General features: G+C 71.5%; 17 protein-coding genes. 13 read left to right on the top strand and 4 right to left on the bottom strand.

What is annotated here, in order from left to right:
• The first annotated feature begins 193 nt into the window (after nt 1-193).
• The 9 genes from ABS52_15340 (at nt 194) to ABS52_15380 (ending at nt 14,335) form a co-directional block, all read left to right on the top strand.
• Nucleotides 194-1,441, top strand: a complete 1,248-nt coding sequence (locus ABS52_15340) for an RND transporter (protein ODT02096.1) — start codon at nt 194-196, stop codon at nt 1,439-1,441.
• Nucleotides 1,438-2,163, top strand: a complete 726-nt coding sequence (locus tag ABS52_15345) for an ABC transporter ATP-binding protein (GenBank protein ODT02097.1) — start codon at nt 1,438-1,440, stop codon at nt 2,161-2,163. Before ABS52_15340 ends, ABS52_15345 begins: the two co-directional genes overlap by 4 nt.
• Before the next feature lie 257 nt (nt 2,164-2,420).
• Nucleotides 2,421-4,832 (top strand): hypothetical protein, encoded by a 2,412-nt coding sequence (locus tag ABS52_15350; GenBank protein ODT02098.1) that lies wholly within the window; start codon nt 2,421-2,423, stop codon nt 4,830-4,832.
• A gap of 224 nt (nt 4,833-5,056) precedes the next feature.
• The gene (locus ABS52_15355; GenBank protein ID ODT02113.1) at nt 5,057-5,752 is read left to right on the top strand and encodes a phosphonate ABC transporter ATP-binding protein; all 696 of its coding nucleotides are present in this window, start codon (nt 5,057-5,059) and stop codon (nt 5,750-5,752) included.
• Between the two features lie 226 nt (nt 5,753-5,978).
• Nucleotides 5,979-7,364, top strand: coding sequence for a sigma-54-dependent Fis family transcriptional regulator (locus ABS52_15360; GenBank protein ID ODT02099.1), 1,386 nt, complete (start codon nt 5,979-5,981; stop codon nt 7,362-7,364).
• Between the two features lie 73 nt (nt 7,365-7,437).
• Nucleotides 7,438-8,751: a PAS domain-containing sensor histidine kinase gene (locus ABS52_15365; GenBank protein ID ODT02114.1), complete on the top strand. Its 1,314-nt coding sequence runs from the start codon at nt 7,438-7,440 to the stop codon at nt 8,749-8,751.
• Nucleotides 8,752-9,116: 365 nt separating this feature from the next.
• On the top strand, nt 9,117-11,132 hold the full coding sequence (locus ABS52_15370; protein ODT02100.1) for a peptidase S9: 2,016 nt from the start codon (nt 9,117-9,119) through the stop codon (nt 11,130-11,132).
• A gap of 59 nt (nt 11,133-11,191) precedes the next feature.
• The gene (locus tag ABS52_15375; GenBank protein ODT02101.1) at nt 11,192-11,899 is read left to right on the top strand and encodes a hypothetical protein; all 708 of its coding nucleotides are present in this window, start codon (nt 11,192-11,194) and stop codon (nt 11,897-11,899) included.
• A gap of 3 nt (nt 11,900-11,902) precedes the next feature.
• A complete protein-coding gene (locus tag ABS52_15380) occupies nt 11,903-14,335 on the top strand; it encodes a hypothetical protein (protein ID ODT02102.1) in 2,433 nt (810 codons plus the stop codon).
• Here the strand turns inward: ABS52_15380 and ABS52_15385 are convergent.
• Nucleotides 14,310-14,867, bottom strand: a complete 558-nt coding sequence (locus ABS52_15385; GenBank protein ODT02103.1) for a hypothetical protein — start codon at nt 14,865-14,867, stop codon at nt 14,310-14,312. The genes ABS52_15380 and ABS52_15385 overlap by 26 nt on opposite strands.
• 288 nt (nt 14,868-15,155) lie before the next feature.
• Between ABS52_15385 and ABS52_15390 the strand changes: the two genes are divergently transcribed.
• Nucleotides 15,156-18,014: a hypothetical protein gene (locus tag ABS52_15390; protein ID ODT02104.1), complete on the top strand. Its 2,859-nt coding sequence runs from the start codon at nt 15,156-15,158 to the stop codon at nt 18,012-18,014.
• Nucleotides 18,015-18,175: 161 nt separating this feature from the next.
• On the top strand, nt 18,176-18,970 hold the full coding sequence (locus ABS52_15395; protein ODT02105.1) for a hypothetical protein: 795 nt from the start codon (nt 18,176-18,178) through the stop codon (nt 18,968-18,970).
• Nucleotides 18,971-18,980: 10 nt separating this feature from the next.
• Here ABS52_15395 and ABS52_15400 read toward each other — a convergent pair whose 3' ends face one another.
• The 3 genes from ABS52_15400 to ABS52_15410 form a co-directional block, all read right to left on the bottom strand.
• Nucleotides 18,981-19,667, bottom strand: a complete 687-nt coding sequence (locus tag ABS52_15400) for an EpsI family protein (protein ODT02106.1) — start codon at nt 19,665-19,667, stop codon at nt 18,981-18,983.
• Complete coding sequence (locus ABS52_15405) at nt 19,660-20,601, bottom strand: hypothetical protein (protein ODT02107.1); 942 nt, start codon at nt 20,599-20,601, stop codon at nt 19,660-19,662. The genes ABS52_15400 and ABS52_15405 overlap by 8 nt, the downstream gene beginning before the upstream one ends.
• A gap of 72 nt (nt 20,602-20,673) precedes the next feature.
• On the bottom strand, nt 20,674-21,243 hold the full coding sequence (locus ABS52_15410) for a hypothetical protein (GenBank protein ID ODT02108.1): 570 nt from the start codon (nt 21,241-21,243) through the stop codon (nt 20,674-20,676).
• Nucleotides 21,244-21,386: 143 nt separating this feature from the next.
• Here ABS52_15410 and ABS52_15415 point away from each other — a divergent pair, with 143 nt between their 5' ends.
• Nucleotides 21,387-22,523 carry an oxidoreductase gene (locus ABS52_15415; GenBank protein ID ODT02109.1) on the top strand — a complete coding sequence of 379 codons (1,137 nt, stop codon included), beginning with the start codon at nt 21,387-21,389 and terminating at the stop codon, nt 22,521-22,523.
• A gap of 54 nt (nt 22,524-22,577) precedes the next feature.
• On the top strand, nt 22,578-23,861 hold a 1,284-nt coding region (locus ABS52_15420), incomplete at its 3' end, for a hypothetical protein (protein ODT02110.1).

The following is a 23,861-nucleotide window of genomic DNA, read 5'->3' on the forward strand; positions in this document are numbered from 1 at the left end:
GTTTCCGGACGGTGCGTCCCACAACCGGACGGATTCCTCCCCCACCGACACTTCTTCGAGCCCCGGAACGTATTGTCAGGCAACGACTTCGCCGAAGGCACGCCTGGGCACGAGAATTTCCTAGGAAAGGCGACGAAACGCGACGACACCAAGCGGTTGTCCTATCCGCTGAACCTTCAGATCGATACCGCTCGTGGACATCAAGCGAGAAGCCCCGAAGAAGACCAAGCGCAACGTGCTCATCGCCGTGGGCGTGGTGGCACTGACAGCGACGACGCTGGCGCTCAGCAACCTCGAGGCACGCCCCCCGAGCGTGTCGCGGAGCGAGCTGTGGGTGGACTCCGTGCAGCGCGGAACGATGGTGCGGCAGGTGCGCGCCCCGGGGACACTCGTGCCCGAGAACATCCGGTACGTCGCCGCGGTGACGGCGGGGCGGGTGGAAGCGCGCCCGCTGCGCCCCGGATCGCGCGTGACGGCCACGACGATCCTGCTCGAGCTGTCGAACCCGGAAGTGCAGCTGCAGGCCCTCGAGGCGCAGCGGCAGCTGACGCAGGCCGAACAGGACCTGGTGACGCTGCGCACCACGCTGGAGACCAACCGCCTCAACCAGGCCTCGCAGGTCGCGCAAGTCCGGACGCTGCGGGCGAACGCCCTTCGCGACGCGACGGTCATCGAGGGGCTCGACGCCAAGGGGCTCTCGTCGAAGAACGAGGTCGAGCGTGCGCGCGACCAGGTGAAGGAGCTCGACACGCGGCTCGAGCTCGAGGTGCAGCGCCTGGACATCATGACGGCGGCCATGCAGGAGCAGCTCGCGAAGGCGCGGGCGAACCTGGAGCAGGTGCGCCAGGTGGCCCGCTTCCAGGCGGAGCGCGTGGCGTCGATGCGGGTGATGTCGGGGCTGGACGGCGAGCTGCAGACGCTCCCGCTGGAGCTGGGGCAGTGGGTGGTGCCGGGGCAGACGCTCGCCACGGTGGCGCAGCCGGGCCGGCTCAAGGCGGTGTTGCGGGTGCCGGAGACGCAGGCCAAGGACATCGTCGTCGGGCAGAAGACGGCGGTGGATACCCGCAACGGGATCATCCCGGGGAAGGTGATGCGAGTGGACCCCATCTCGCAGAACGGGACGGTCACCGTGGAGATCGCGCTCGAGGGTGAGCTTCCCAAGGGGGCGCGGGCCGACCTGTCGGTGGACGGGGTGATCGAGCTGGAACGGCTGGACAACGTGATGTACGTCGGCCGCCCGGCCTATGGGCAGCCGGAGCAGGCGATCGGGCTCTTCCGCATCGAGCCCGACGGGAAGACGGCGACGCGCATCAGTGTCAAGCTGGGGCGCGCGTCGGTGAGCACGATCGAGGTCCTCCAGGGCCTGCAGACCCGCGACAGCGTCATCATCTCCGACATGTCGCGCTTCGACAACGTGAACCGGGTGAGAATCGACCGATGACCATGCCTAACGACCTGCCGGCCGCGGCCGCGGAGCCCCTCATCCGCATGACGGGGATCAAGAAGATCTTCTACACCGACGAGGTGGAGACGCACGCGCTGGCCGACATCCACCTCGACATCCATCCCGGCGAGTACGTGGCGATCAACGGCCCGTCGGGGTGCGGCAAGACGACGCTGCTGTCGATCCTCGGCCTCCTCGACACCCCGACGGGGGGGACGTACACGCTCGGGACCGAGGACGTCTCCGACCTCTCGGCCGCCGACCGCGCGCGCATCCGCAACCGGCAGATCGGCTTCATCTTCCAGGCGTTCAACCTCATCGGCGACCTCACGGTGTACGAGAACGTGGAGCTGCCGCTCACCTACCGCGGGATGGCGGCCGCCGAGCGCAAGAAGCGGGTCCTGGAGGCGCTGGAGCGGGTGGGGATGTCGCACCGCGTGAAGCACTACCCGTCGCAGCTGTCGGGGGGGCAGCAGCAGCGCGTGGCGGTGGCGCGCGCGGTGGCGGGCGACCCCGCCATCCTCCTGGCCGACGAGCCGACGGGGAACCTCGACTCGACGAACGGCGAGGCGGTGATGGAGCTGTTGCGCGAGCTGCACCGTGGCGGGGCGACGATCTGCATGGTCACGCACGATCCGCGGTATGCGCGCCACGCCGACCGGTCGATCCACCTGTTCGACGGGCGCGTGGTGGACGAGATGGCGGGGGCCCCGGCGTGAGCCGGGACGCCCCGGCCCGGATGCGCCCCGGGGTGAGCGGGGCGCCCCGGCCGGTCGCGCCCCGCCCGGCCCGGCACCTCGCCCTGGTGCGCGACCTCGCCCCTCCACCAGCCGCCGGGTGGCGGCGGCTGGCGGGGACCGCGCTGGTCGTGTTCACGTTAGGCGCGGCCGTGCTGGCGGCGTTGCTGGTCTCGGTGCGCATCGAGTAGCGGTACCGTTCGCCCGCCCGCTGGCGGGCCCGCTCGACGACGTCATCCATGGACGCCCTCCTCCTCGACCTCAAGCTCGCGCTTCGCACACTGCGCCGCGCACCGGGCTTCACCGCCATCGCCGCGCTCTCGATCGCGATCGGCATCGCCGCGAACGTCTTCATCTGGACGCCGGTCAACGCCATCCTCGTGCGCCCGCTCCCCTTCCCCGAGTCGGGGCGCGTGGTGCAGCCGAGCACGTGGCGCACCGACGGGCGGCGCCAGACGTACGGCTCGTGGTCGGTCCCCGACTACGAGGACCTGAAGCAGCTTCCCGGTGTCTTCTCGGCGGTGGGCGCGCATGCCGAGGCCACGTGGAACGTGGGCGGGATGGAGGAGCCGGAGCGCATCCTCGGCGCGCGTGTCACGGCGTCGCTCTTCCCCATGCTGGGGCTGCAGCCGGCGGTGGGTCGCTTCTTTCGCCCCGACGAAGAGACGAGCGGCGCCCGGGTCGTGGTGCTGGGCTCCACGATATGGGAACGGAAGTTCGCCGCCGATCCGGGGATCGTGGGACGGAGCGTCACGCTCGACGGCGAGTCGTACACCGTGGTCGGGATCATGGCGCGTGGCGTCCGCTACCCCGAGATCCACGACCTGTGGGTCCCGCTGGCGGCCGGCGACGAACGCGGGCACCGCGACCGGCGCTTCTTGCAGGTGGCGGCCCGCCTCGCCCCCGGGGTCACGATCGAACAGGCCAACACGCGGGTCGAGGCGCTGATGCGGACCCTTGCCGAGCGCCACGGCGACACCAATGCCGGGTGGTCGGCGTGGCTCGTCCCGATGAACGACCTCGTGGCGCGCGAGGTCCGCCCGCTCTTCCGGATCATGCTGGGTGCCGTGGGGTTCGTCCTGCTGATCGCGTGCGCCAACGTGGCCAACCTCCTGCTGGCGCGTGGCGCCGGGCGGCAGCGCGAGGTCGCGGTGCGGCTCTCGCTGGGCGCGCCGCGGCACCGCGTCGTGCGCCAGCTCCTCACCGAGAGCCTCGTGCTGGCCGCCATCGGCGGCGTGGGAGGGCTCCTGCTGGGGAGCTGGGGGACGGCGCTCTTCGTCGCCCGGCTCATGCCCACCACGGTCCCGTACTGGATGCGCTTCGAGGTCGACGGCTTCGTGCTGCTGGTGACGGCGGCGGCGACGGTGGCGAGCGGGCTCGTCTTCGGGATCGCGCCCGCGGTGCGCCTGTCGAGCCAGTCGTTAGGCGAGACGCTCAAGGCGGCGGGCGGGCGCGGCGGGAGCGCGGGGGCGCGCGTCGGACGCCTGCGGAGCATGCTGGTGGTGGCCGAGCTGGCCTTGTCGCTGGTCCTCCTGGTGGGGGCCGGCCTGATGATGCGCTCGTTCATGGCCACCATGAACGCGAAGCTGGGCTTCGACCGAAGCGGGATCCTCAACTTCCAGATCGCGCTGGCGGGGGAGCGCTACGCCACCGACTCCGCGCGCGCCGCCTTCCTGCGCCTCCTCGACCAGCGGCTGCGCGCCATTCCCTCGGTGACGTCGGTCGGGGCGATCGACTACCAGCTGGTCGCCAGTTGCTGCCGGCACACCGCCTACTTCCCCGAAGGCAAGGAGTATCCGCGCGCCACGGGACCACACGGGTTCATCGCACGCATCTCTCCCACCTACCTCGAAGCGATGCGCATCCCCCTGCGGCAGGGACGCACGTTCTCGGATGGCGAGGTCGCGACGGGGAGCCGCGTGGCGCTGGTGGACGAGGTACTCGCGCGGCGCGAGTGGCCGGACGGGGGGGCGCTCGGAAAGCAGCTGCGCCTCGACGCGACGACCGGTGAGCCGTACACGGTGGTCGGGGTCATCCCCCACGTCGTCACCCGCCAGGTGGGCGAGCCCGAGATGGCGCAACTCATGGTCCCGCTCCTCCCCGGCTATCGCGGGGAACGCTGGGTCGCGGTGCGAAGCGCGGGCGATCCCGCCGCGCTGGTCCCGGCGGTGCGCCAGGCGGTGCGCGAGCTGGACCCGACCCTCCCGCTCGCCCGCATCGCGACGATGGACTTCGTCTTCCGCGACCGGATGTTCCAGCCCCGCGTGTTCGGCTCGATGTTCGCCGTGTTCGCGGCCGCCGCGTTGCTGCTGGCGACGATCGGGATGTACGGCGTGATGGCGTACCTGGTGGCGCAGCGGACCCCCGAAATCGGGATCCGCGTCGCCCTCGGGGCGACCGCCCGTGACGTGATGCGCCTGGTACTCGGCGGCTCGCTGCGCCTGATCGCCCTCGGACTCGTCCTGGGCCTTCCGGCGGCCCTGGCCCTCTCGCAGCTGCTGCACGGCGCGCTGTACGGCGTGCGAACCACCGACCCCCTGACCCTGATCGGGATCCCGCTGCTGCTGAGCGCCGTGGCGCTGGTCGCGAGCGTCGTCCCCGCCCGGCGCGCCACACGGGTCGACCCCCTCCACGCCCTTCGCACGGACTGATGCAGAGTGATGCGGAGTGATGCAGAGTGATCGGGTGATGTCACAATCTTCCTCGGGGTCGCGTACGCCCGTGTCGCGGGACGACGGTCGTCCCGCGCGGCGTCGCACGCCGGTCGCCGCTCCCCCGCGCATCGAGCCACGCCTGAGCCATGGCCCTCTTTCGATCCACCAAGCCGGCTACCCCCCCCGCTGACGACGAACCGCTCACCGGTCCCCTGGTCACGATGCGCGGGATCGAGAAGGCGTTCGACACGCCGGCGGGCAAGTCGTACGTCCTGCGCCGCGTCTCCCTCGACATCGCGCCGGGAGAGTTCATCACGATCATGGGGCCGTCGGGCGCGGGGAAGTCGACGCTCCTGTCGATCCTCGGGATGTTCGATGGCGCGTGGACGGGCGAGTACGCCTTCCGGAACCACCCCGTGCACGCGCTATCGGGCAAGGCACGGCTGGCGCTCAACCGGAAGCACATCGGCTTCGTCTTCCAGCAGTACCACCTGCTCGACGACCTCACCGTGGCCGAGAACCTCGACGTGCCGCTGTCGTATCGCGACGTCCCGCGCGACCGACGCGCGGCGATCGTGGCCGACACGCTGGACCGTTTCCAGATCGTGGGGAAGAAGGACCTCTATCCGAACCAGCTCTCCGGCGGGCAGCAGCAGTTGGTGGGCGTGGCGCGCGCCGTGATCGCCAATCCCTCGCTCCTCCTGGCCGACGAGCCGACGGGGAACCTCCACTCGTCCCAGGCCCGCGAGATCATGGAGCTGTTCGTCACCCTCAACCGGGCGGGGACGACGATCGTCCAGGTGACCCACTCCGAGGAGAACGCGCAGTATGGGAGCCGGATCGTGACGGTGCGCGACGGGTGGATCGTATCGGACATGAAGACGGGGGACGGGAGAGGGGAGACGGGCGATCGGTAGCGCGGGGGGCTGATCGGGCGTACGGGAGCGGGGTGGAGCCGAACCGGGCGCGCCCGTGCTCGCACGCCGGCGCGGGGCATTCCGGCGCGATGGGCGAGGCGATGGGCGAGGCGATGGGCTCGTGCGTAGCCCGCGTTCGGTCGCGTGCACATCTTCCCTGTCGGCCGCCCTCCCTTCCCGCTCCCCGCTCGCGTCGCGCGCCTTCCGTCTCCGATCGCCGTCCCCCATGCCCCCGCCCCTTCCGCGCATCCTCATCGCCGACGACCAGCCGGACATCCTCGAGGCGTTGCGCCTGCTGCTCAGGGAGGCGGGGTACCACATCGAGACGGCGCGCTCGCCGATGGAGGTGCTGGAGGCGGTGCGCGGCCGCGAATACGACGCGATCCTGGCCGACCTCAACTACACGCGCGACACCACGTCGGGGCGCGAGGGGCTCGAGCTGCTGCAGCACCTGCTCGCCCTCGATGCGACGCTCCCGATCGTGGTGATGACGGCCTGGGCGAGCATCGATACCGCGGTGGAGGCGATGCGGCGCGGGGCGCACGACTATGTCGAGAAGCCCTGGGACAACGCGCGACTGGTCGCGACCGTGCGCAACGCGGTGGAGCTGGGACGGGCGCTCAGGCGCGCCCAGCGGCTGGAGCACGAGAACTCGGCGCTGCGCGCCGCGTCGTCCTCGCTCCCCGCGCTCATCGCCGAGTCGCCGGCGATGCGCCCCGTGTTGCAGCTGATGGAGCGCGTCGGGCCGTCGGATGCCAACGTCCTCATCACCGGCGAGCACGGGACGGGGAAGGAGCTGGTGGCGACCTGGCTGCACGCCGCATCGCCGCGCGCGGCGCGCGGCTTCGTGGCGGTCAACATGGGAGGACTCTCCGAAGGCGTCTTCGAGAGCGAACTGTTCGGCCACGTGAAGGGGGCCTTCACCGACGCCCGCGCGGACCGCGCCGGCCGGTTCGAGCTCGCCGACGGCGGGACGATCTTCCTGGACGAGATCGCGAACATCACACCGTCGCAGCAGAGCAAGCTGCTGCGGGTGCTGCAGTCGGGAGACCTCGAGCGGGTGGGCTCCTCCCGGGTGCGCCGGGTGGACGTCCGCGTCCTCTCGGCGACCAACGCGGAGTTGCAGGACGAGGTGCGCACGGGGCGCTTCCGTGAAGACCTCCTGTTCCGCCTGAACACGATCGAGATCCACCTGCCGCCGCTGCGCGAGCGCCGCGACGACATCTCCCTCCTGGCGCATGCCTTCCTGCGGCGGCACGCGGGGCGGTACCGGAAGGCGCTCGAGGGGTTCGAGCCGGCGGCGATGCAGGCGCTGTTGGAGCACCCCTGGCCGGGGAACATCCGCGAGCTGGGGCACGTGGTGGAGCGGGCGGTCCTCCTGGCGCAGGGCGGGGCGATTCGCGCGGTCGACCTCGCCCTCCGGGGCGCCGGGGGGGCGGCGCCACGCTACGAGGACCTCCCGCTGGAGGACGTGGAACAGATCCTGATCCGCAAGGCGCTGGCCCGGCACGGCGGGAACGTGTCGCACGCCGCCAGGGCGCTGGGGCTGAGCCGGAGCGCGCTCTACCGTCGTCTCGAGCACTTCCGCATCGAGTCCGGGAACGAGGGGTGACGAGGTGACGCCGACGCCGGGGGCGCCAGCGAAGCCGGACGCGCCGGGGGCGCCGCGCCGGCGCCGGGCGCCCTTGTCGCACGAGCGGCGCGTCTTCCTGCTCGCGTTAGGCGCCGGGCTCCCGGGCGTGGTGGCCACGCTCGCCCTCCTCTGGTCGGGGAACTTCTCCTCCCAGGCCACCTGGACGCTGGGCGGCTTCGTGGCCGGCACGTGGCTGATCATCGCCTTCGCCCTTCGCGACCGGGTGGTGCGCCCGCTGCAGACGCTGTCCAACATGCTGGCGGCGTTGCGCGAGGGCGACTTCTCGCTGCGCGCCCGCCTGGAGCATGGCGACGATGCGCTGGCCCTGGCCCTCCTCGAGGTCAACATGCTGGGCGACACGCTGCGCTCCCAGCGCCGGGGGGCCCTGGAGGCCGGTTCGCTGCTGCGCGCCGTGATGGCCGAGATCGACGTCGCCATCTTCACCTTCGACGAGGGCGACGCGTTGCGGCTGGTGAACCGGGCGGGCGAATACCTGCTCAACCAGCACGTGGAACAGCTGGTCGGGAAGCGCGCCGCGGCCCTCGCCCTCGACACGCTCCTGCGCGGCCCCTCGCCGCAAGTGTACCACCGGTCGTTTCCCGGGCGCGCGGGACGCTGGGAGGTGCGGCGCACGACGTTCCGGCAGGAGGGGCGCCCGCACACGTTGCTCGTGATCGCCGACGTGACGAAGAGCCTGCGCGAGGAGGAGCTGCAAGCATGGCAGCGGCTGGTCCGCGTCCTGAGCCACGAGATCAACAACTCGCTCGCCCCCATCAAGTCCATCGCCGGGACCCTGCAGGGGCTCGTGGACCGGCAGGCGGCGTCCCACGATGCCGGCGGCGACATGCGGCGCGGCCTGTCGATCATCGCCAGCCGCGCGGACGCACTCTCGCGCTTCATGAGCAGCTATGCGCGGCTGGCACGGCTCCCGGCGCCAAGCAAGCGCGCCACCAGCGTGGGCGAGCTGGTGCAACGCGTGGCGGCGGTCGAGCAGCGCCTCGCGGTGCGCGTGGCGCCCGGCCCCGAGGCGGTCGTGCACGCGGATCGCGACCAGCTGGAGCAGGCGCTCATCAACCTCGTGCGCAACGCCGTGGATGCGGCGATGGAGACGGCGGGCGGCGTCGAGGTCACCTGGCGGAGCGATGCCGGGCGCGTCGAGCTGCTCGTGCGGGACGAGGGGCCCGGCCTGGCCGCCACGGCCAACCTCTTCGTCCCATTCTTCACCACCAAGCCGCAGGGGACGGGGATCGGACTGGTGCTGGCGCGTCAGATCGCCGAGGCGCACGGCGGGATCCTCACGCTCGAGAACCGCCCGGACCGCGGCGGGTGCGTGGCGACGCTGTCGATCCCCGCCGAATCTCGTTAGGCACTCGGCGGCGGGCCGCGGGCCGCCTGACGCGGGCCGAGCACGGCCCCCAGCTGCCACCTGGAGCGGCGGCGCGGCGCCGGCGACGGCGCCCCGCGCCATGGTCTCCAGGACGAGCGCCGCGCGCGACGTCGGCAGGAGCAGCCGCGCCCCCCGCCGGCGGCGGCGCCAGCCGAATCGCACGCGCGCGCCGCTGGTGACGGCGGTGGGCCCCGGCGCCGGCGACGTCGGGGGCGGAACCCGCATTCGCGTCGAAAGTCCGCGTCGCCCCCCTCGCGCCGCGGCGTGCACCGAGGCAGAGTACAGCGCGAAGGGCGAGGCCTCCCCTCCCCTCCGACCGCTGCACCCCCGTCACGGAGGATCCGATGCATTCCGCGCGACTCCTGCTCGGCGCCGTCGCCGTCGCGCTGCTCCCGTTCGCGAAGGGCGACGCCCAGCCCGGCGGACCGTACCTTCGCCTCGAGCAATACCTCGACTGGGAGGACGTCCAGTCGCCGCGGCTCTCGCCCGACGGGAAGCAGGTGATCTACACCCGCCGCTGGATCGACAAGCTCAACGACCGGTGGGAGTCGTCGCTCTGGATCATGAACGTCGACGGCTCGAGGAGCCGGTTCCTCGTGAACGGCGGGTCGGTCGAGTGGTCACCCGACGGGCAGCGCATCGCCTACATCGCCCGCGGCGAGCCGGCCGGCGCCCAGATCTTCGTCCGGTGGATGGACGCCGAGGGGGCGGTGTCGCAGGTGACGCGCCTGACGGAGGCGCCCAGCGACATCCAGTGGTCGCCCGACGGGAAGTCGATCGCCTTCCGCATGGCCGTTCCGTACCGCGAGGCCTGGAGCATCCCGCTCCCGGCGGCCCCGAAGGGAGCCAAGTGGGTCGAGCCGCCGCGCATCGTGACGAAGCTCGACTACCGCCAGGACCGCCAGGGGTTCACCGACGATGCCTACCAGCACGTCTTCGTCGTCTCGGCCGACGGCGGGACGCCGCGGCAGCTGACGAGCGGCAACTGGGATCACGGCGCCCGGCAGTGGATGCCCGACGGCAAGTCGGTGGTGTTCAGCGCCAATCGCGTCCCCGACGCCGAGTACTCGTGGCGGCAGAGCGACGTATACGCGGTGGACGTCGCCAGCGGCGCCATCAGGCAGCTGACGACGCGCAGCGGCCCCGATGGCCAGCCGGTTCCGTCGCCCGACGGGAAGCTCATCGCCTACACCGGCTACGACTACACGACCGACACCTGGCGTGACCAGCAGCTGTACGTGATGAACGCCGACGGGTCGAACCCGCGGCCACTCACGCCGCAACTCGACCGGTCGCCGGCGGGGCTCATCTGGGCCGCGGACGGGAGCGGGATCTACTTCACCGTGGAGAACGAGGGGTCACGCAACCTCTACTTCGCCTCCCTCGGCGGGGAGGTGCGCCCGGTGACGAAGGGGGCGCACGTCCTCACGGTCACCGACATCGGCAAGGGCGGGATCGCGGTGGGGACGGCCAGCACCGCCGCGAGGCCTAACGATGTCGTCACCTTCCCGCTGCTGCGCCCCGAGCCCAGGGCCATCACGGCGGTGAACGACGACATCCTGGCGGGGAAGACGCTGGGCGCACAGGAGGAGGTGTGGTACACGTCGGTGGACGGCTACCGCATCCAGGGATGGATCGTGAAGCCCCCCGATTTCGACCCGGCCAGGAAGTACCCGCTGATGCTGGAGATCCACGGCGGGCCGCACGCGATGTACAACGTGGGGTTCAACTTCGCGCGCCAGAACCACGCGGCCGAGGGGTACGTCCTGCTCTACACCAACCCGCGCGGCTCCACGGGGTACGGCAGCGCCTTCGGCAACGCGATCAAGAATGCGTACCCGGGAAAGGACTTCGACGACCTGATGGCCGGGGTCGACACGGTGGTCAATCGCGGCTACATCGACCCCGCGCGCCTGTACGTCTTCGGCTGCTCCGGCGGCGGCGTGCTGACGGCGTGGATCGTGGGACACACGGATCGCTTCGCCGCCGCCAGCTCCAACTGCCCGGTGACCAACTGGATGAGCTTCGTCGGGACGACCGATGGGCCGTCCTGGTACCGCAACTTCGAGAAGCCGTTCTGGGAGGACCCGAGCGAGCACCTGCGTCGCTCGCCGATCATGTACGTCGGCAACGTGAAGACGCCGACCATGCTGATGACGGGCGTTCTCGACCTGCGCACGCCGATGCCGCAGACCGAGGAGTTCTACATGGCGCTGAAGTATCGCAAGGTGCCGACGGCAATGATCCGCTTCAACAACGAGTGGCACGGGACGTCGTCGACGCCGTCCAACTTCCTGCGAACGCAGCTGTACCTGCGGAGCTGGTTCGCCCGCTGGCCGCAGCGGGTGGCGGCGCAGTAGGTGCGCGGGGCCACGGTCCGGGGAGCCGCCACGCGGTGACCAACGCTTGCCGCGCGCTGGTGCTGGTTGGGCTCGTCGCCACCGCGACGGGCCCGGCCGCGCGCGCCCAGGGGGCGACGGGGACGCCAGGGCTCTCGGCTGCCGCCTCGCGCAAGGCGGAGGCGCTGCTGCGCGACCACCTCCCGTGCCTGGGGTGTCACGCGCTCGGGGGGAACGGGGGGCGCATCGCCCCCGACCTCGCGACGGTGCGCACGCGTCGGTCGGCCGCCTACATTGCCGCCATCGTCACCGACCCCGCGGCAGTCGTCCCGGCAGCCGCAATGCCCCGTACCCCGATGCCACCGGCGACCCGCGCGCTGATCATCCGCTACCTGCAAGCGCGTCCGGGATCGGCCACGGACGGCGCGCCGTCCGCGGCGCCAGCCGCAGCGGCGCCGCCACCACGCGCCGGCGACGGCGCCGCGCTGTACGCGCGCTGGTGCGCCGCGTGCCATGGCCCCACCGGAAAGGGCGACGGCCCCAACGCCTCGGCGCTCCCGGTCACGCCGGCGGCACACGCCGACGCCGCGGCAATGTCGCAGCGTCCCGACGACTCGCTGTACGACACCATCGCCGGCGGCGGGGCGATCATGAACCGGAGCGCGCGAATGCCGGCGTTCGGCGAGACATTGTCCCCCGCGGAGATCCGCGCCCTCGTGGCGCACATCCGCACGCTGTGCCGCTGCCAGGGGCCGGCCTGGTCGCGCGACGGGAGCGGGGCACGATAACCGATGGCGCGCAAGCGGAATCGCGGGGGCGACGCCCCCATCAGGCGCGTCAGCGCGAAGGACACCGCGGCCACCCCGCTCCCGGTGAGGCCGGGCGGGGGGCGCCGGCGCCTCCTCGCCGGCGTTGCAGCTGTAGCCGTCGTGGCCGCCCTCCTGCTCGCCGTCCGCCCCTGGCGATGGCTGGCGTCCGACGACGGCGGGGACGCCGGCGGAGCGCGCGTGCAGCTCCCGCTCCCCGCCGCGCGACTCGCCGCGGCCGGCACCACGCCCGATGACTTCGTCGGGGCCGAGGCGTGCGCGCGCTGCCACCGCGCCGAGTACGACACGTGGCGCCGGTCGACCCACGGGACGGCGGGGGGCGCACCGTCGCGGGCAATGGTCATCGCGGCGTTCGACGGCTCGGAGATCCGATTCCGCGACGCCGTCGTCATCCCCACGTCGGCCGGGGGGAGCTACCGCTTCGTCGTGCGGCAGGAAGGGCGCGGCGAGCGCACGTACCGCGTGGACGGCGTCATCGGCAAGGGACACATGCAGGGGGGCGGGACACAAGGCTTCGTCTCGCGCTTTCCCGACGGGACCTACCGCTTCCTCCCCTTCGACTTCCACCGCGAGTCGGGGAAGTGGTTCTGCAACACGGAGGGGCGCTCGGGACGCGGATGGGAGCCGATCACCGCGACCATGGCCCTGGCCGACTGCGGGGACTGGCCGCCCGCGCGCGTCCTCGGCGACGAGGTCCGGTACACGAACTGCCAGTCGTGCCATGGCAGCCAGATCACCGTGACCCTCGACACGGCAGCGGCACGGCTGCGCACGCGCTTCACGTCGCTCGCCATCAACTGCGAGTCGTGTCACGGCCCGGGGCGGCGCCACGTCCAGCTGGTGCAGGACCCGACGGCGGTTGCAGCTGGCGACATCGGGATGGCCCCGCTCGAGACGCTGTCCAAGGACGGGTCGCTCGGCACCTGCTGGAGCTGCCACGCGCTCAAGGATCGCCTGCGCGGCGGGTACCTGGCGGGGGAGAAGCTGGAGGACTACTACGCCATCCGCACGCCGCAGCTGGGCGAGCACGCCCACCTGGCCGACGGCCGCGTGCGGACCTTCGCCTACCAGGAAGGGCACCTCTGGTCCGACTGCTACGTGAACGGCGGGATGACCTGCACCTCGTGCCACGACCCGCACTCACAGGGCTACCGCGACGTGGCCGGGACCCCGCTCGCCAGCCGGTTCGACGACCGGCAATGCACCTCGTGTCACCAGGCCAAGGCGGCCGCGCCGCAGCTGCACACCCGCCATGCCCCGGCGTCGGACGGGAGCCGGTGCGTGAGCTGCCACATGCCGTACCTGCAGGAGCCGCAGGTGGGGACGGCGCTGCGATACGCCCGGTCCGATCACGCGATCCCAATTCCGCGCCCGCAGCAGGATGCGGCGGCGGGGGTGACCAGCGCCTGTCGCGGGTGCCACATCGACCGCACCGAGGCGGCGCTCGACGCGCAGGTGCGCGCGTGGTACGGGGAGCTGAAGCCGGTGGCCGGCGGCATCGTTGCGGCGCAGCGGGTGGCGACGATGTCCGATCGCCGCGAGGCGGCGGCGACGGCCCTCCGCCCGGGGGAGCGTCACACGGCCGCGCTCTTCGCCGGCATGGCGCAGTTTGCCGAGCGATTCCTGGCGCCCGACATGCCCGACGTGGAGCGGGAGGTCATCGCGCGCCTCGACTCCCTGGCGAGCCACGCGGATGCCGACGTGCGGGCCCTGGCGCTGGCCTCGCTGCACCTGGCGGCGGGTGAACGGGGGGCGGTGCGACGGCGGCTTGCGTTCCACCTCCGCTCGCTTGGCGGCGAGGAGGCGCGCGTGCGCGCCCGATGGTCGCTGGTGCTCGGCTTCTTCGGCGACCGCGCGCGCAGCGACGGAGACGTCACCACGGCCGCCACCATCTACCGCAAGGCGCTCGAGATCGAGCCCGACAACCCGCGCACGTACCAGAATCTCGGCGTCGCGCTCTCACAGGGCGGAGCCTTCGCCGAGGCCGTGACCAGCCTGCGGCAGAGCCTCTCGCTCGATCCGCAGCAGCCGCTGGCCCTGGTGAATCTCGGGATCGCCCTCTCCTCGCAGGGCGACAAGAACGGGGCGATCGGCGCCTATCGCGACGCCCTGCGGCTCAACGCGCACGAACCGCTCGCCTGGTTCAACCTCGGCAACGCCTATTTCGAGCTCGGCCGTCAGGGCGAGGCCGAGGCGGCCTACGCCCGGGCCGTCGAGGCCGACCCGTCGCTGCCGGTGGCGCACTTCTACCTGGCCCGCACGCTCGCCAACCGTGGCGAGTTGGCCCGCGCGCTTCGCGAGGTGGAAGCCGGCCTCGAGTTCGCGCCAGGCGATGCCCAGGCGCTGGAGGCGCGCGAGAAGCTGCGTCAGCTCATGGCCGGCGGCGGCGCGAAGTAGGCTTCGGGGGCGGCGTGGCCGCGCGCCGCACCTGGCGGACGAGCGTGCGCGCTTCGTCCAGCTCCATCGGCTGGCGGATCCCCTTCAGCTGGGCGTCGTCGGCATAGAGCAGGAACTGCCGCGTCCCGGCGCTGTCGACGCGGGAAAGGACGAGCGAGCCGGTCCCCAGCCCGGGCTCCTCGAGCACGACCCGCGCGCGCTGCACGCGGTCGTTTGCCATCCGGGCGCGCCTCCCGGGGCGCGGCAGCGCGACGGTGAGCCTGGCGGCGGAGTCGGCCCAGCGGCGCGCGTCGGAGGCGCGCACGGTGAGCGTCAGCGTACGCTCCGCCCCGGAGATGCCGATGCCGAGCGCCCCGTCCGGGGCCTGGCGCAGGACGACGGCGACGTCGCCGAAGAGGGAGCGGATGGGCGCTCGCACCTCCTGCGCCCCCAGCGGCGGTCCCCATCCCAGGAGGACGAGGGCGCCCGTCACGAGGTGGCGGCGGCGCAGCCCGGCCTGCGGTGTGCCGGCTGCAAGGAGGCGTGGCGTCATCGGAATGCGGGGGAGAATCGGCACGTGGGAGTTGGTTGGTGCGCGGAGGGTAGCGCAACGGGACGGGGGTGTCACCCCGAGGGATGCCGGACGAAAGGGTGAGGGCAAATGCCGCCTTGGGCCACCGGCATTGCGTCGCGCGGGCCCGCGCGGGAGACCTTCGCGGCCGGCCCCATATGGCGGACGGTCGAGATCGTGGCATATCTTCGGGACGATTTTTCCCTGTGGTGATACACCATCTCCAAAGAGGTGTCGATGTCTGCTACCCGGGTTCGTCTATTCGCCGTCATGTGCGTCCTCGCGCTGGCAGCCCGTCCGGTGCTCGCGCAGGGCGGCGCCATCAGCGGCAAGGTCTCCACGGAGGGCGGCACCCCCATTCGGGAGGTGCGCGTCCTCGCGATCAGCGCCAGCGGCCAGACGGCGGCGTCGGTCCTGTCGCGCGAGGATGGGACGTACCGCATCTCGAACGTCTCTGCGGGCACGTACGCCGTCGTGGCCCGCCGCATCGGCTTCAGCGAGGAGCGGCGCGACGGCGTCGTCGTCAGCGACGGCGGGACCGCCACGGTCGACTTCACGATGAAGGAGGTGGCCACCCAGCTCAATCCCGTCGTGACCACGGCGTCGCGGCGGCCGGAGAAGGCGCTGGACGCGCCGGCGTCGGTGTCGGTGGTCGACGTGCGCGAGATCCAGGAGCGTCCCTCGGTGACGGTCGCGGATCACGTGCGCGGGGTTCCCGGCATCGACGTGAACCAGGGCGGCATCGCGCAGGCGAACGTGGTGGCGCGCGGATTCAACAACGCGTTCTCGGGCTCGATCCTGATGCTGCAGGACTACCGCTTTGCCGGGGTCCCCTCGCTGCGCGTGAACGTCCCGTTCCTGATGACGGGGGTGAACGAGGACGTCGAGCGCGTCGAGGTCCTGCTGGGTCCGGCCTCGGCGCTGTACGGACCGAACTCGGCGAACGGGGTGCTGCACGTGATCACCAAGTCGCCATTCGAGTCGCAGGGGACGACGCTCACCGTCGACGGGGGCGAGCGCTCGCTGATGCGCGGGTCGATCCGCCACGCGGGCGTGCTGGGGAGCAAGGTCGGCTACAAGCTCTCGGGCGAGTACTTCACCGCCACCGACTGGCACAGCGCCTCGGCGCGCGACACGCTGGGGAACATCCTCCCGAACTACGATCCGGGGGAGCCCGACGTCTTCCCGCCGCAGGCGCCCGGCGGGCGTGCGGGAAAGCCGAACATCCGTGACTTCGACCTCCGCAAGTTCACCTCGGAGGCGCGGGTCGACGTGCGTCCGAACGAGAACTCCGAGTTCGTCTCGACCGTCGGGTACAGCAAGGTCGGGAGCGGGCTGGAGTTGACGGGGGCGAACGGCACGGCGCAGATCAAGAACTGGACGTACCTCAGCCTCCAGCAGCGGGCGCGCGTGGGGCGGCTCTTCGGGCAGGTGTTCGCCAACCTCAGCGATGCCGGCAACGACGATTCGCTCTCGACCTCCGGGACGTACCTGCTGCGTTCGGGGCAGCCGATCGTCGACCAGTCGCGGGTCTTCGCCGCGCAGCTGCAACACGGGCTCTCGCTGGGATCGCGCCAGGACTTCGTGTACGGGATGGACTGGATCAAGACCAACCCGCGCACCGGTGGGACCATCAACGGGCGCAACGAGGGCATCGACGACGTGACCGAGTACGGTGGCTACGTCCAGTCCACCTCCAACCTCACGCGCAACTTCGACCTCATCGCCGCGCTGCGCATCGACCACAACTCCCTCATCGAGGGGTACCAGACCTCGCCGCGGGTGGCGCTCGTCTTCAAGCCGTCGGAGACGCAGAACTTCCGCGTCACCTACAACCGCGCCTTCTCGACGCCGGCCAACTTCTCGTACTTCCTCGACCTCATCCAGGCGCGCAACATCGGCAACTCGGGCTACAACATCCGGGCGCACGGGAACCCGCCCAAGGAGGGGTGGGGCTTCAACCGGTCGTGCGGGACGGCGAACGGTGGCCTCTGCATGAAGTCGCGCTTCACCGGCGGCAACAACTGGGTGCCGTCGTCGGCCGCGGGCGTCTACAAGGGCGTGATCGCCGGGCTGCGCCCGAACCTCGTCGCGCTCCTCACGCCGTCGCTTGGCGCCACGCTGGCCAACTCCCTCGTGAATGGGCTCGGGAACGTGCAGCCCACCGACGCGCAGGTGGGGACGCGCATCGCGTACCTCAACCAGGCCACCGACCCGTCCAAGGACATCCAGGGGGGCAACCTGGCCGACATCGGTCCGCTGGACGCGTCGTACAACAAGACGTACGAACTCGGCTACAAGGGGATCATCGCCAACAAGCTGCGCCTTGCCATCGATGGCTGGATCCAGAAGCGCGGTGACGTCGGCAACCCGGCGGGGCTGGCAACGCCGAACGTCTTCTTCAACGGGCCGCAGCTGGGGAGCTACCTCGGGCAGCAGATCGTGCAGATCCTGATGGGGGCGGGGATGCCGCAGGCGCAGGCACTCGCGGCCGCGCAGCAGATCGCCCCGCAGATCGCCACCGCGGCGGCGTCGCTCCCCTTGGGCATCGTGCAGTTCAACAACGACACGTTCGCCAACGGCACCGACGTGTATGCCACCTACACGTCCACCAGCAACCAGGAGATCACGGTCAAGGGGGTCGACATGGCGGTGGACTACGTCGCCAACGACTACGTGACGCTGGCCGGAACGTACAGCTGGGTGAGCGACCTGGTGTTCCGGGACATCGCAAGCTCCAACACCGCGCCGCTCATGCTCAACGCGCCCGACGGCAAGGCGTCGCTGACGGTGAAGTTCCGCGACGAACCCAACAAGTACGGCATCGAGCTGCGCTGGCGCTACATGAGCAGCTACCCGGTCAACTCCGGGGTGTACGCCTCGGGGGTCGACGCCAACGGGCACGCCATCCGCTTCCAGCGCCCTGGCTCCACGGCGTACTACATCTACGACGGCGTGCCGGCCAACAACCTGTTCGACATCGGCTTCAACTATCGCCTGCCGTTCGGCTCGCAGGAGCTGCTCTGGTCGGTCAACGGGACCAACGTCCTGGACAGCAAGGTCCGTACGTTCCCCGGCTCGCCGGAGATCGGCCGGATGGTGGTGACGCGGTTGCAGTACTCGTTCTGATCCCACCCGGTGTGCGAGGCGGGCAGGAGCCGATGGCTCCTGCCCGCCTTGCGTTTCATCGCACGTGCGGGCGACGGGACAGGAGCCGGTACTGGCGCGCCGGGCTACCTTTCGCTCGTCGGCATGCACCCTCTCGCCACGTCCGCCCCACCCCCGCTCGCGTGCACCCGCTACTCGACCTCACGGCGCGGCCCGTGATCGGCCATCGGGGCAACCGTGCCCACGCGCCGGAAAACACGATCGAGTCGTTCCGGCAGGCCGTCGCGTTAGGCGCGGACGCCCTGGAGTTCGACCTGCGCCTGACGCGCGACGGCGAGGTCGTGGTCATCCACGACCCTACGGTCGACCGGACCACGGACGGCGTCGGACGGGTCGCCGAGCTGACGCTGGCCGAGCTCCGCGGACTCGACGCCGGCGCCACGTTCAGCACCGACGGGGGGAAGACTCACCCCTACCGCGGCCGCGGGATCGGCATCGCGACCCTGGCCGAGGTGCTGGAGTCGCTCGACGCCACGCCGGTGCTCATCGAGATCAAGGTCGCCGAGGCGGCGTCGGCGACCCGGGCGGTGATCGAGCGGATGGGACAGGAATCGCGCTGCATCGTGTCGTCGTTCCAGGCGGGGGCGCTGGTCCCCTTCGAAGGGAGCCGCATCCCCATCGGCGCCTCGCCCGAGGCGGTGGCGCCGCTCCTCCTGCCGGCCCTCCTCGGGCGCCGCTTCACCGCGCTCCCCTTCCAGGTGATGTCGCTCCCGCGCTTCCACCGCGGGCTCCCGATCCCGTTAGGCGCCCTGGCGCGGGCCGCCGAGCCGGCGGGCGTCCCGCTCCACGTGTGGACGGTGAACGCACCGTCGGTGGCCCGGCGGCTGTGGCGGCGCGGCGTGCGCGGGATCATCTCCGACGACCCGGCCACGATCCTGCGCGAGCGCGAGCGGTTCACCGGGCGCTCCCGCCGCTAGGATGGCGCGCTCAGGTCGCGGGGACGCTCCACGGGGGGAGCACGCGCGCGACCATCGGGACGAGCCCCCCGGCGACCTGCATCGCCAGTTCGTCGGCGCGCGCCAGGCGCTCACGCCACTCCGACGCCGTCGACTCCCGCGACGGGGCGATGGGGACCATGATGCGCACGAGCGCCTCCTCCGTTCGCCCGCGCGTGGCCGCGTCGCGCAGGAGGTCCCACTTCACGGCGTACTCGTTCCAGGCCACGCGACCGCGCCCCTGGTACCAGTAGTACACCAGCGCCTGCATGGGGCCGTTGGCGAGGATGTACCGGTTCACCGTCACGCCGGCCCCCGCCAGCGGCAACCGCTGCGTCCCCGACTCCACGACCTGCCACCCGGCCCCCGGGAGGCAGTTGCGCGGCGAGTGGATCGTGCGCCCCGTGACCTGGGAGTCGTAGTAGCCGACGTACACCGAGAAGGCGCGCGTGGAATCGTCGCGCGCCCGGTAGATGCGATACGCGTAGTCCGACATCCCGGCAACCTGCTGCTCGTCCTCGCCGATCGCCCGGCGTTCGGTCACGAAGCCGGCGAAGTCGAGGCCGACGTCGTTCAACGGGCGCGGCAGCGTGGCGACGTCCTGCCGGCCCGCCCCCGCCACGAGCAGCCCCCCAGCCGCCAGGAGCAACGCCGGGAGATAGAGGCGCCAGTCACGCATGGCGCCCTCCGGGCAGGCGCCCTCCGGGCAGGCGCCCTCCGGGCAGGCCCCGCCGCGCCATCCAGCGTTCCTCGATCGCCATCGCGCCCCGGGTGATCGCACCGAGGATGGCGAAGGCCACCAGGAAGAGGAGCCACCCCTCCGTCAGGTGCGAGAAGCCGTCGGCCAGCTTCGGGTCGACGAAGAGCACGAGGAAGCCGGTGACGAAGACGCGCACGCCGTTGACGACGACGGCCACCGGGATCGAGAGCGCCACGATGGCGAGTCGCGCGGCCGGGGACCTGAGGAAGAGTCCCCCCAGCAGGACGCCAAGGCTCAGGAGCGCGGTCAGCGAGCGGAGGCCGCTGCACGCCTCGGTCACGAAGAGGTCGTGCCCGGGAAGCCGGATCACGTTGCCGTCCAGCTGCACGGGCACCCCGCGCATGGAGAGCATGGCCGCCCCCATCTGCGAGGCCTCGAGTTGCAGCGGGAGCGCGAGCGCCCCCATCACCACATCGGGGAGCGGCACCGAGAGCGCCACGAGGAGGAGCGGGAGCCACCAGTGCCGAAGCTGCCGCCCCCCCCACCCCCACACCACCACGCCACCGAGCGCCAGGAGCATCGCGGCGCGCCCCACGAAGGCCTCGGCCGCCAGCGCCGCCACGTATCGGAATAGCACGGCGGCGACGATCATCGCGAGCCCGAGCGCCGGCGCGCGCTCGGCGTCGGGGGCACGCCCCCGCTTCCATGCCAGCCAGACGGCCAGCGGGGCGAGCAACAGCCCGTGCCCGGCCTCGGGGTCGGTCCACCAGGCGCGCACCGTCCCGGCCAGGGGGGCGGCAAAGAGGGCCAGGAAGGCGAGGGTCGTCGCCGCCGTCACGGCGAGCCGGACGTTCGCCGGCTCGTCCGAAAGGGTGGCGACCCGTACCTGAGCCCCCTGGCGGCCCGCGATCATCCCACGCTCCTGGGTTGCACGTAATCCATTGCGCGCACGCTACTTACAATACTGGGCCCGCGCCACGCCCACTCAGCGCTTCAGGACCTCGACCTTGAAGCGGTCGAGCCGTTCCATCTCGTCCGACAGTGTGGTGCGCCTGGGCGGCCGGCACGTCGCGTCCTCTCGGGAGCGGGAGGTGTAGCCGATCACCTCCGCGTAGCGACTGAAGTGCCGCTCCCCGACCGTGATGGTGTCGTCCACGTAGCGTAGCCGAAGCTCGCCGAACATCGGGGTGTAGGCAGCCGGACTGGCGAACTTGTACTCCTGCGAGACGCGAGCGAAGACCGGAGGGATGGCCCGCATGTAGTAGTAACCCGACCTGCCACACGGCCAGAAGGTCAGGAAATCGGTCCCCTTCACGATCCACCCCTTGGCCGTTTCGGGGACGATGGAATCCGTCCGGATGCCGCTCGCCACCGCCCCGCGGCGCAATTGCTCCGTTGCCGACTGCGCCAGCTGGGCCTGGAAGCGCGCACGTCGGCGATCATCCGCCGTCGCCCCTCCGCCGTCGCTACGCTGGCACCCCTGAACGACCGAGGTGAGGGCAAGGCACGAGACGGCCAGGGCGATGCGGAGTGTGGGGCGCGCGAGGTGAGGCATGGGGGCGTGAGGAGCGGCGGTGACCGGCGAATCTAGTAGCAATCGCCGCGCCACGCGGCTGGCTGGCGCCCGTAACGCCACGTACATTCGCGGCCGATCCTACCCCATGACGGGGAGAACGTCGCACTGCGCAGGATGGAATCGTGGGAGCACAAGCTGACGAAGGGCGCCGAGTGCGCGTCGCGGTACTCGGCGCGGGGGCGTGGGCCCGCCTCGCGCACATTCCGGGCTACCGGCGTGACGCCCGCTGCGAGGTCGTGGCCATCTGCGACCCCCAGCGGCAGCTGGCCGAGGGCGTGGCCGCCGAGTTCGGGATCCCCGCCGTGTACAGCGACCATCGGGCGGTGCTCGAGCGAGACGACATCGACATGATCGACGTGTGCACGCCGTCGGCGACGCACTTCGAGCTGTCGTGGGCCGCACTGGAGTCCGGAAAGCACGTCCTGTGCGAGAAGCCGGTCGCCTTCGACTTCCGCGACACCATCCGCGCGGCGGAGTTGGCGCGCGCGAGGAAGCTGAAGACCAAGCTCGGCTTCACCTTCCGCTACGCGCCCGCCATGCGGTACATGAAACACCTGGTCGACAGCGGGTACATCGGGACCCCGTTCATCTTCAACGGCTTCGAGCAGAACTCGCAGTGGCTCGACCCGATGAACCCCCTGCGCCAGGTGGACGTGGATGCCGACCAGTCCGTGCTGCAGGTGTCGTCGCTCGAAGGGTACGGCGCCCCCATCATCGACATCGGGGCGTGGATGGTCGGGAGCGAGTACCGGGACGTGGTGGGGACCATGCGCAACTTCATCCCCGAGCGCATGGTGCGCGCCACCGGGCGCGTGATGCGCATGAACATCGACGACGGCGACATCTTCCTCGGTGAGTTCGCGAACGGCGCGTTAGGCAGCATCCAGACGAGCTTCGTGACGGTCGGGAACTACCCCGGCATCGAGGCCCGCATCTACGGCAGCGAGGGGGCACTCATCTGCCGGCTGGTGGAGGAATTCGGGATCTGCGAGTCGCTCAAGGGCGCCCGGCCGAACGACGTCGAGTTCCGGGAGATTCCCGTCCCGCCGGATTTCTATCCCCCCGGGGGGAATCGCGAGGAGTCGTGGCGCACCCTCTTCTACGCCAACCTCACGGCCTCGTTCATCGGCGAGATCCTCTCCGGCGAGGACGTGAACGAGGGCGACTTCATGGACGGGGCGCGGGTGCAGGAGGTCATCAACGCCGTGGAAGCCAGCGTGCGGGAACGGCGCTGGGTGACGCTTCCGCTGCCGCGCTAGGGAGGTACGCCCGTGCGAGACGCAAGACGGGAGACGAACGGCGATGGCGGGCCCGTGGGGAACGCACCCGCGGAGCGTGCACCCGAGGCGCATGCTCCCGCCGGGAGCGCACGCGAGGAAGCGACCGTGCGGCGAGACGCCGCCCTCGCCGCCTTCCTCGATCACTACTACGCGGCCCGGCCGGTGAACGCCACGTTCACGGGGATGCACGCCCACGATCATCGCTTGCCGGATTGGTCGGCGGCCGGGGTGGAGCGGATGGCCTCCGACATGCGCGCTCTCCGCGGGACCATCGCCCGGGTCGCGACACGCCCGCTCGACGACTGCATCGCCTCGCGCGACTGGCAGGGGATCGACCTCGCGCTCGCCGACTCGTTCCTGCACGTGCAGCTGGCGGAGCTCGATGGACGACACTTCCAGCGCGGGAATCCGTCGCTCGTCATCGGCGAAGCGGTCTTCTCCATCGTCTCCCTGATGATTCGCGCCTTCGCGCCGCCGGACCAGCGCGCGCGCATGGTGCGCGAGCGGCTCTCGCGCATGCCGCGCTTCCTCGCCTCGGCGCTCGCGGTCGTCGCGGAATCGGCAGTCCCCGGCGCCTGGGTCGAGAAGGCCCTGCGGGAGTGCGACGGGGCCCGGGCGCTGCTCGGCGCGGGACTCGACCGATGGCGCGGCACGTCCGGGATCGCCGACGACCTTCGCGCGGCGCTTCGCCGGGAGGGGGATGCGGCGTTGGGGGCAGTCGAGGCCTTCGCCGCCGAGCTGGCGTCGCTCCCGCGCGAGGCGGCCCCCGCACCTCCCTGCGGCGGGGAGCTGCTGGCGCTCCTCGTGGCGCGCGGGCACTGGTGCGAGCGCTCCCTCGACGACCTCCGGCGTGAGGCGCGGGAATCGTTCGAGGCGGAGCGCGCGCGGCTGGACGCCATGGCACACGCAGTGCACCCGGAGGGGCTGGCGGGCGTGCTCGAACGGCTGGCGGGCGCGCATCCGGCGCCTAACGCGTATCTGCGCGCCTTCCAGGAATCGTGGGAGGCCTGCCGCGCCCTCTCGAACGCACGCGCCCTGGTCACCTGGCCCGACGCCCCCATCCGCTACGTCCCGATCCCCGAGGCCGCGCGTGAGGCGGCGCCCTCGCTGTACTACCTCTACTACCGCTCGCCGGCGCCGCTCGAGTGGCCGGCCGTGCACGACTACGTCGTCCCGCCGATCGACGCGCTCGAGGGTGACGCCCTGGAGCGGCACCTGCGCGCCTGGAACGACAGCGTGATCAAGCTGAATCACGTGGTGCACCATGGCGCCCTGGGGCATCACGTCCAGAACTGGTACGCCGCCCGCGCGCCGCTT

The sequence above is a fragment of the Gemmatimonadetes bacterium SCN 70-22 genome (assembly GCA_001724275.1).
Lineage (GTDB): Bacteria > Gemmatimonadota > Gemmatimonadetes > Gemmatimonadales > Gemmatimonadaceae > SCN-70-22.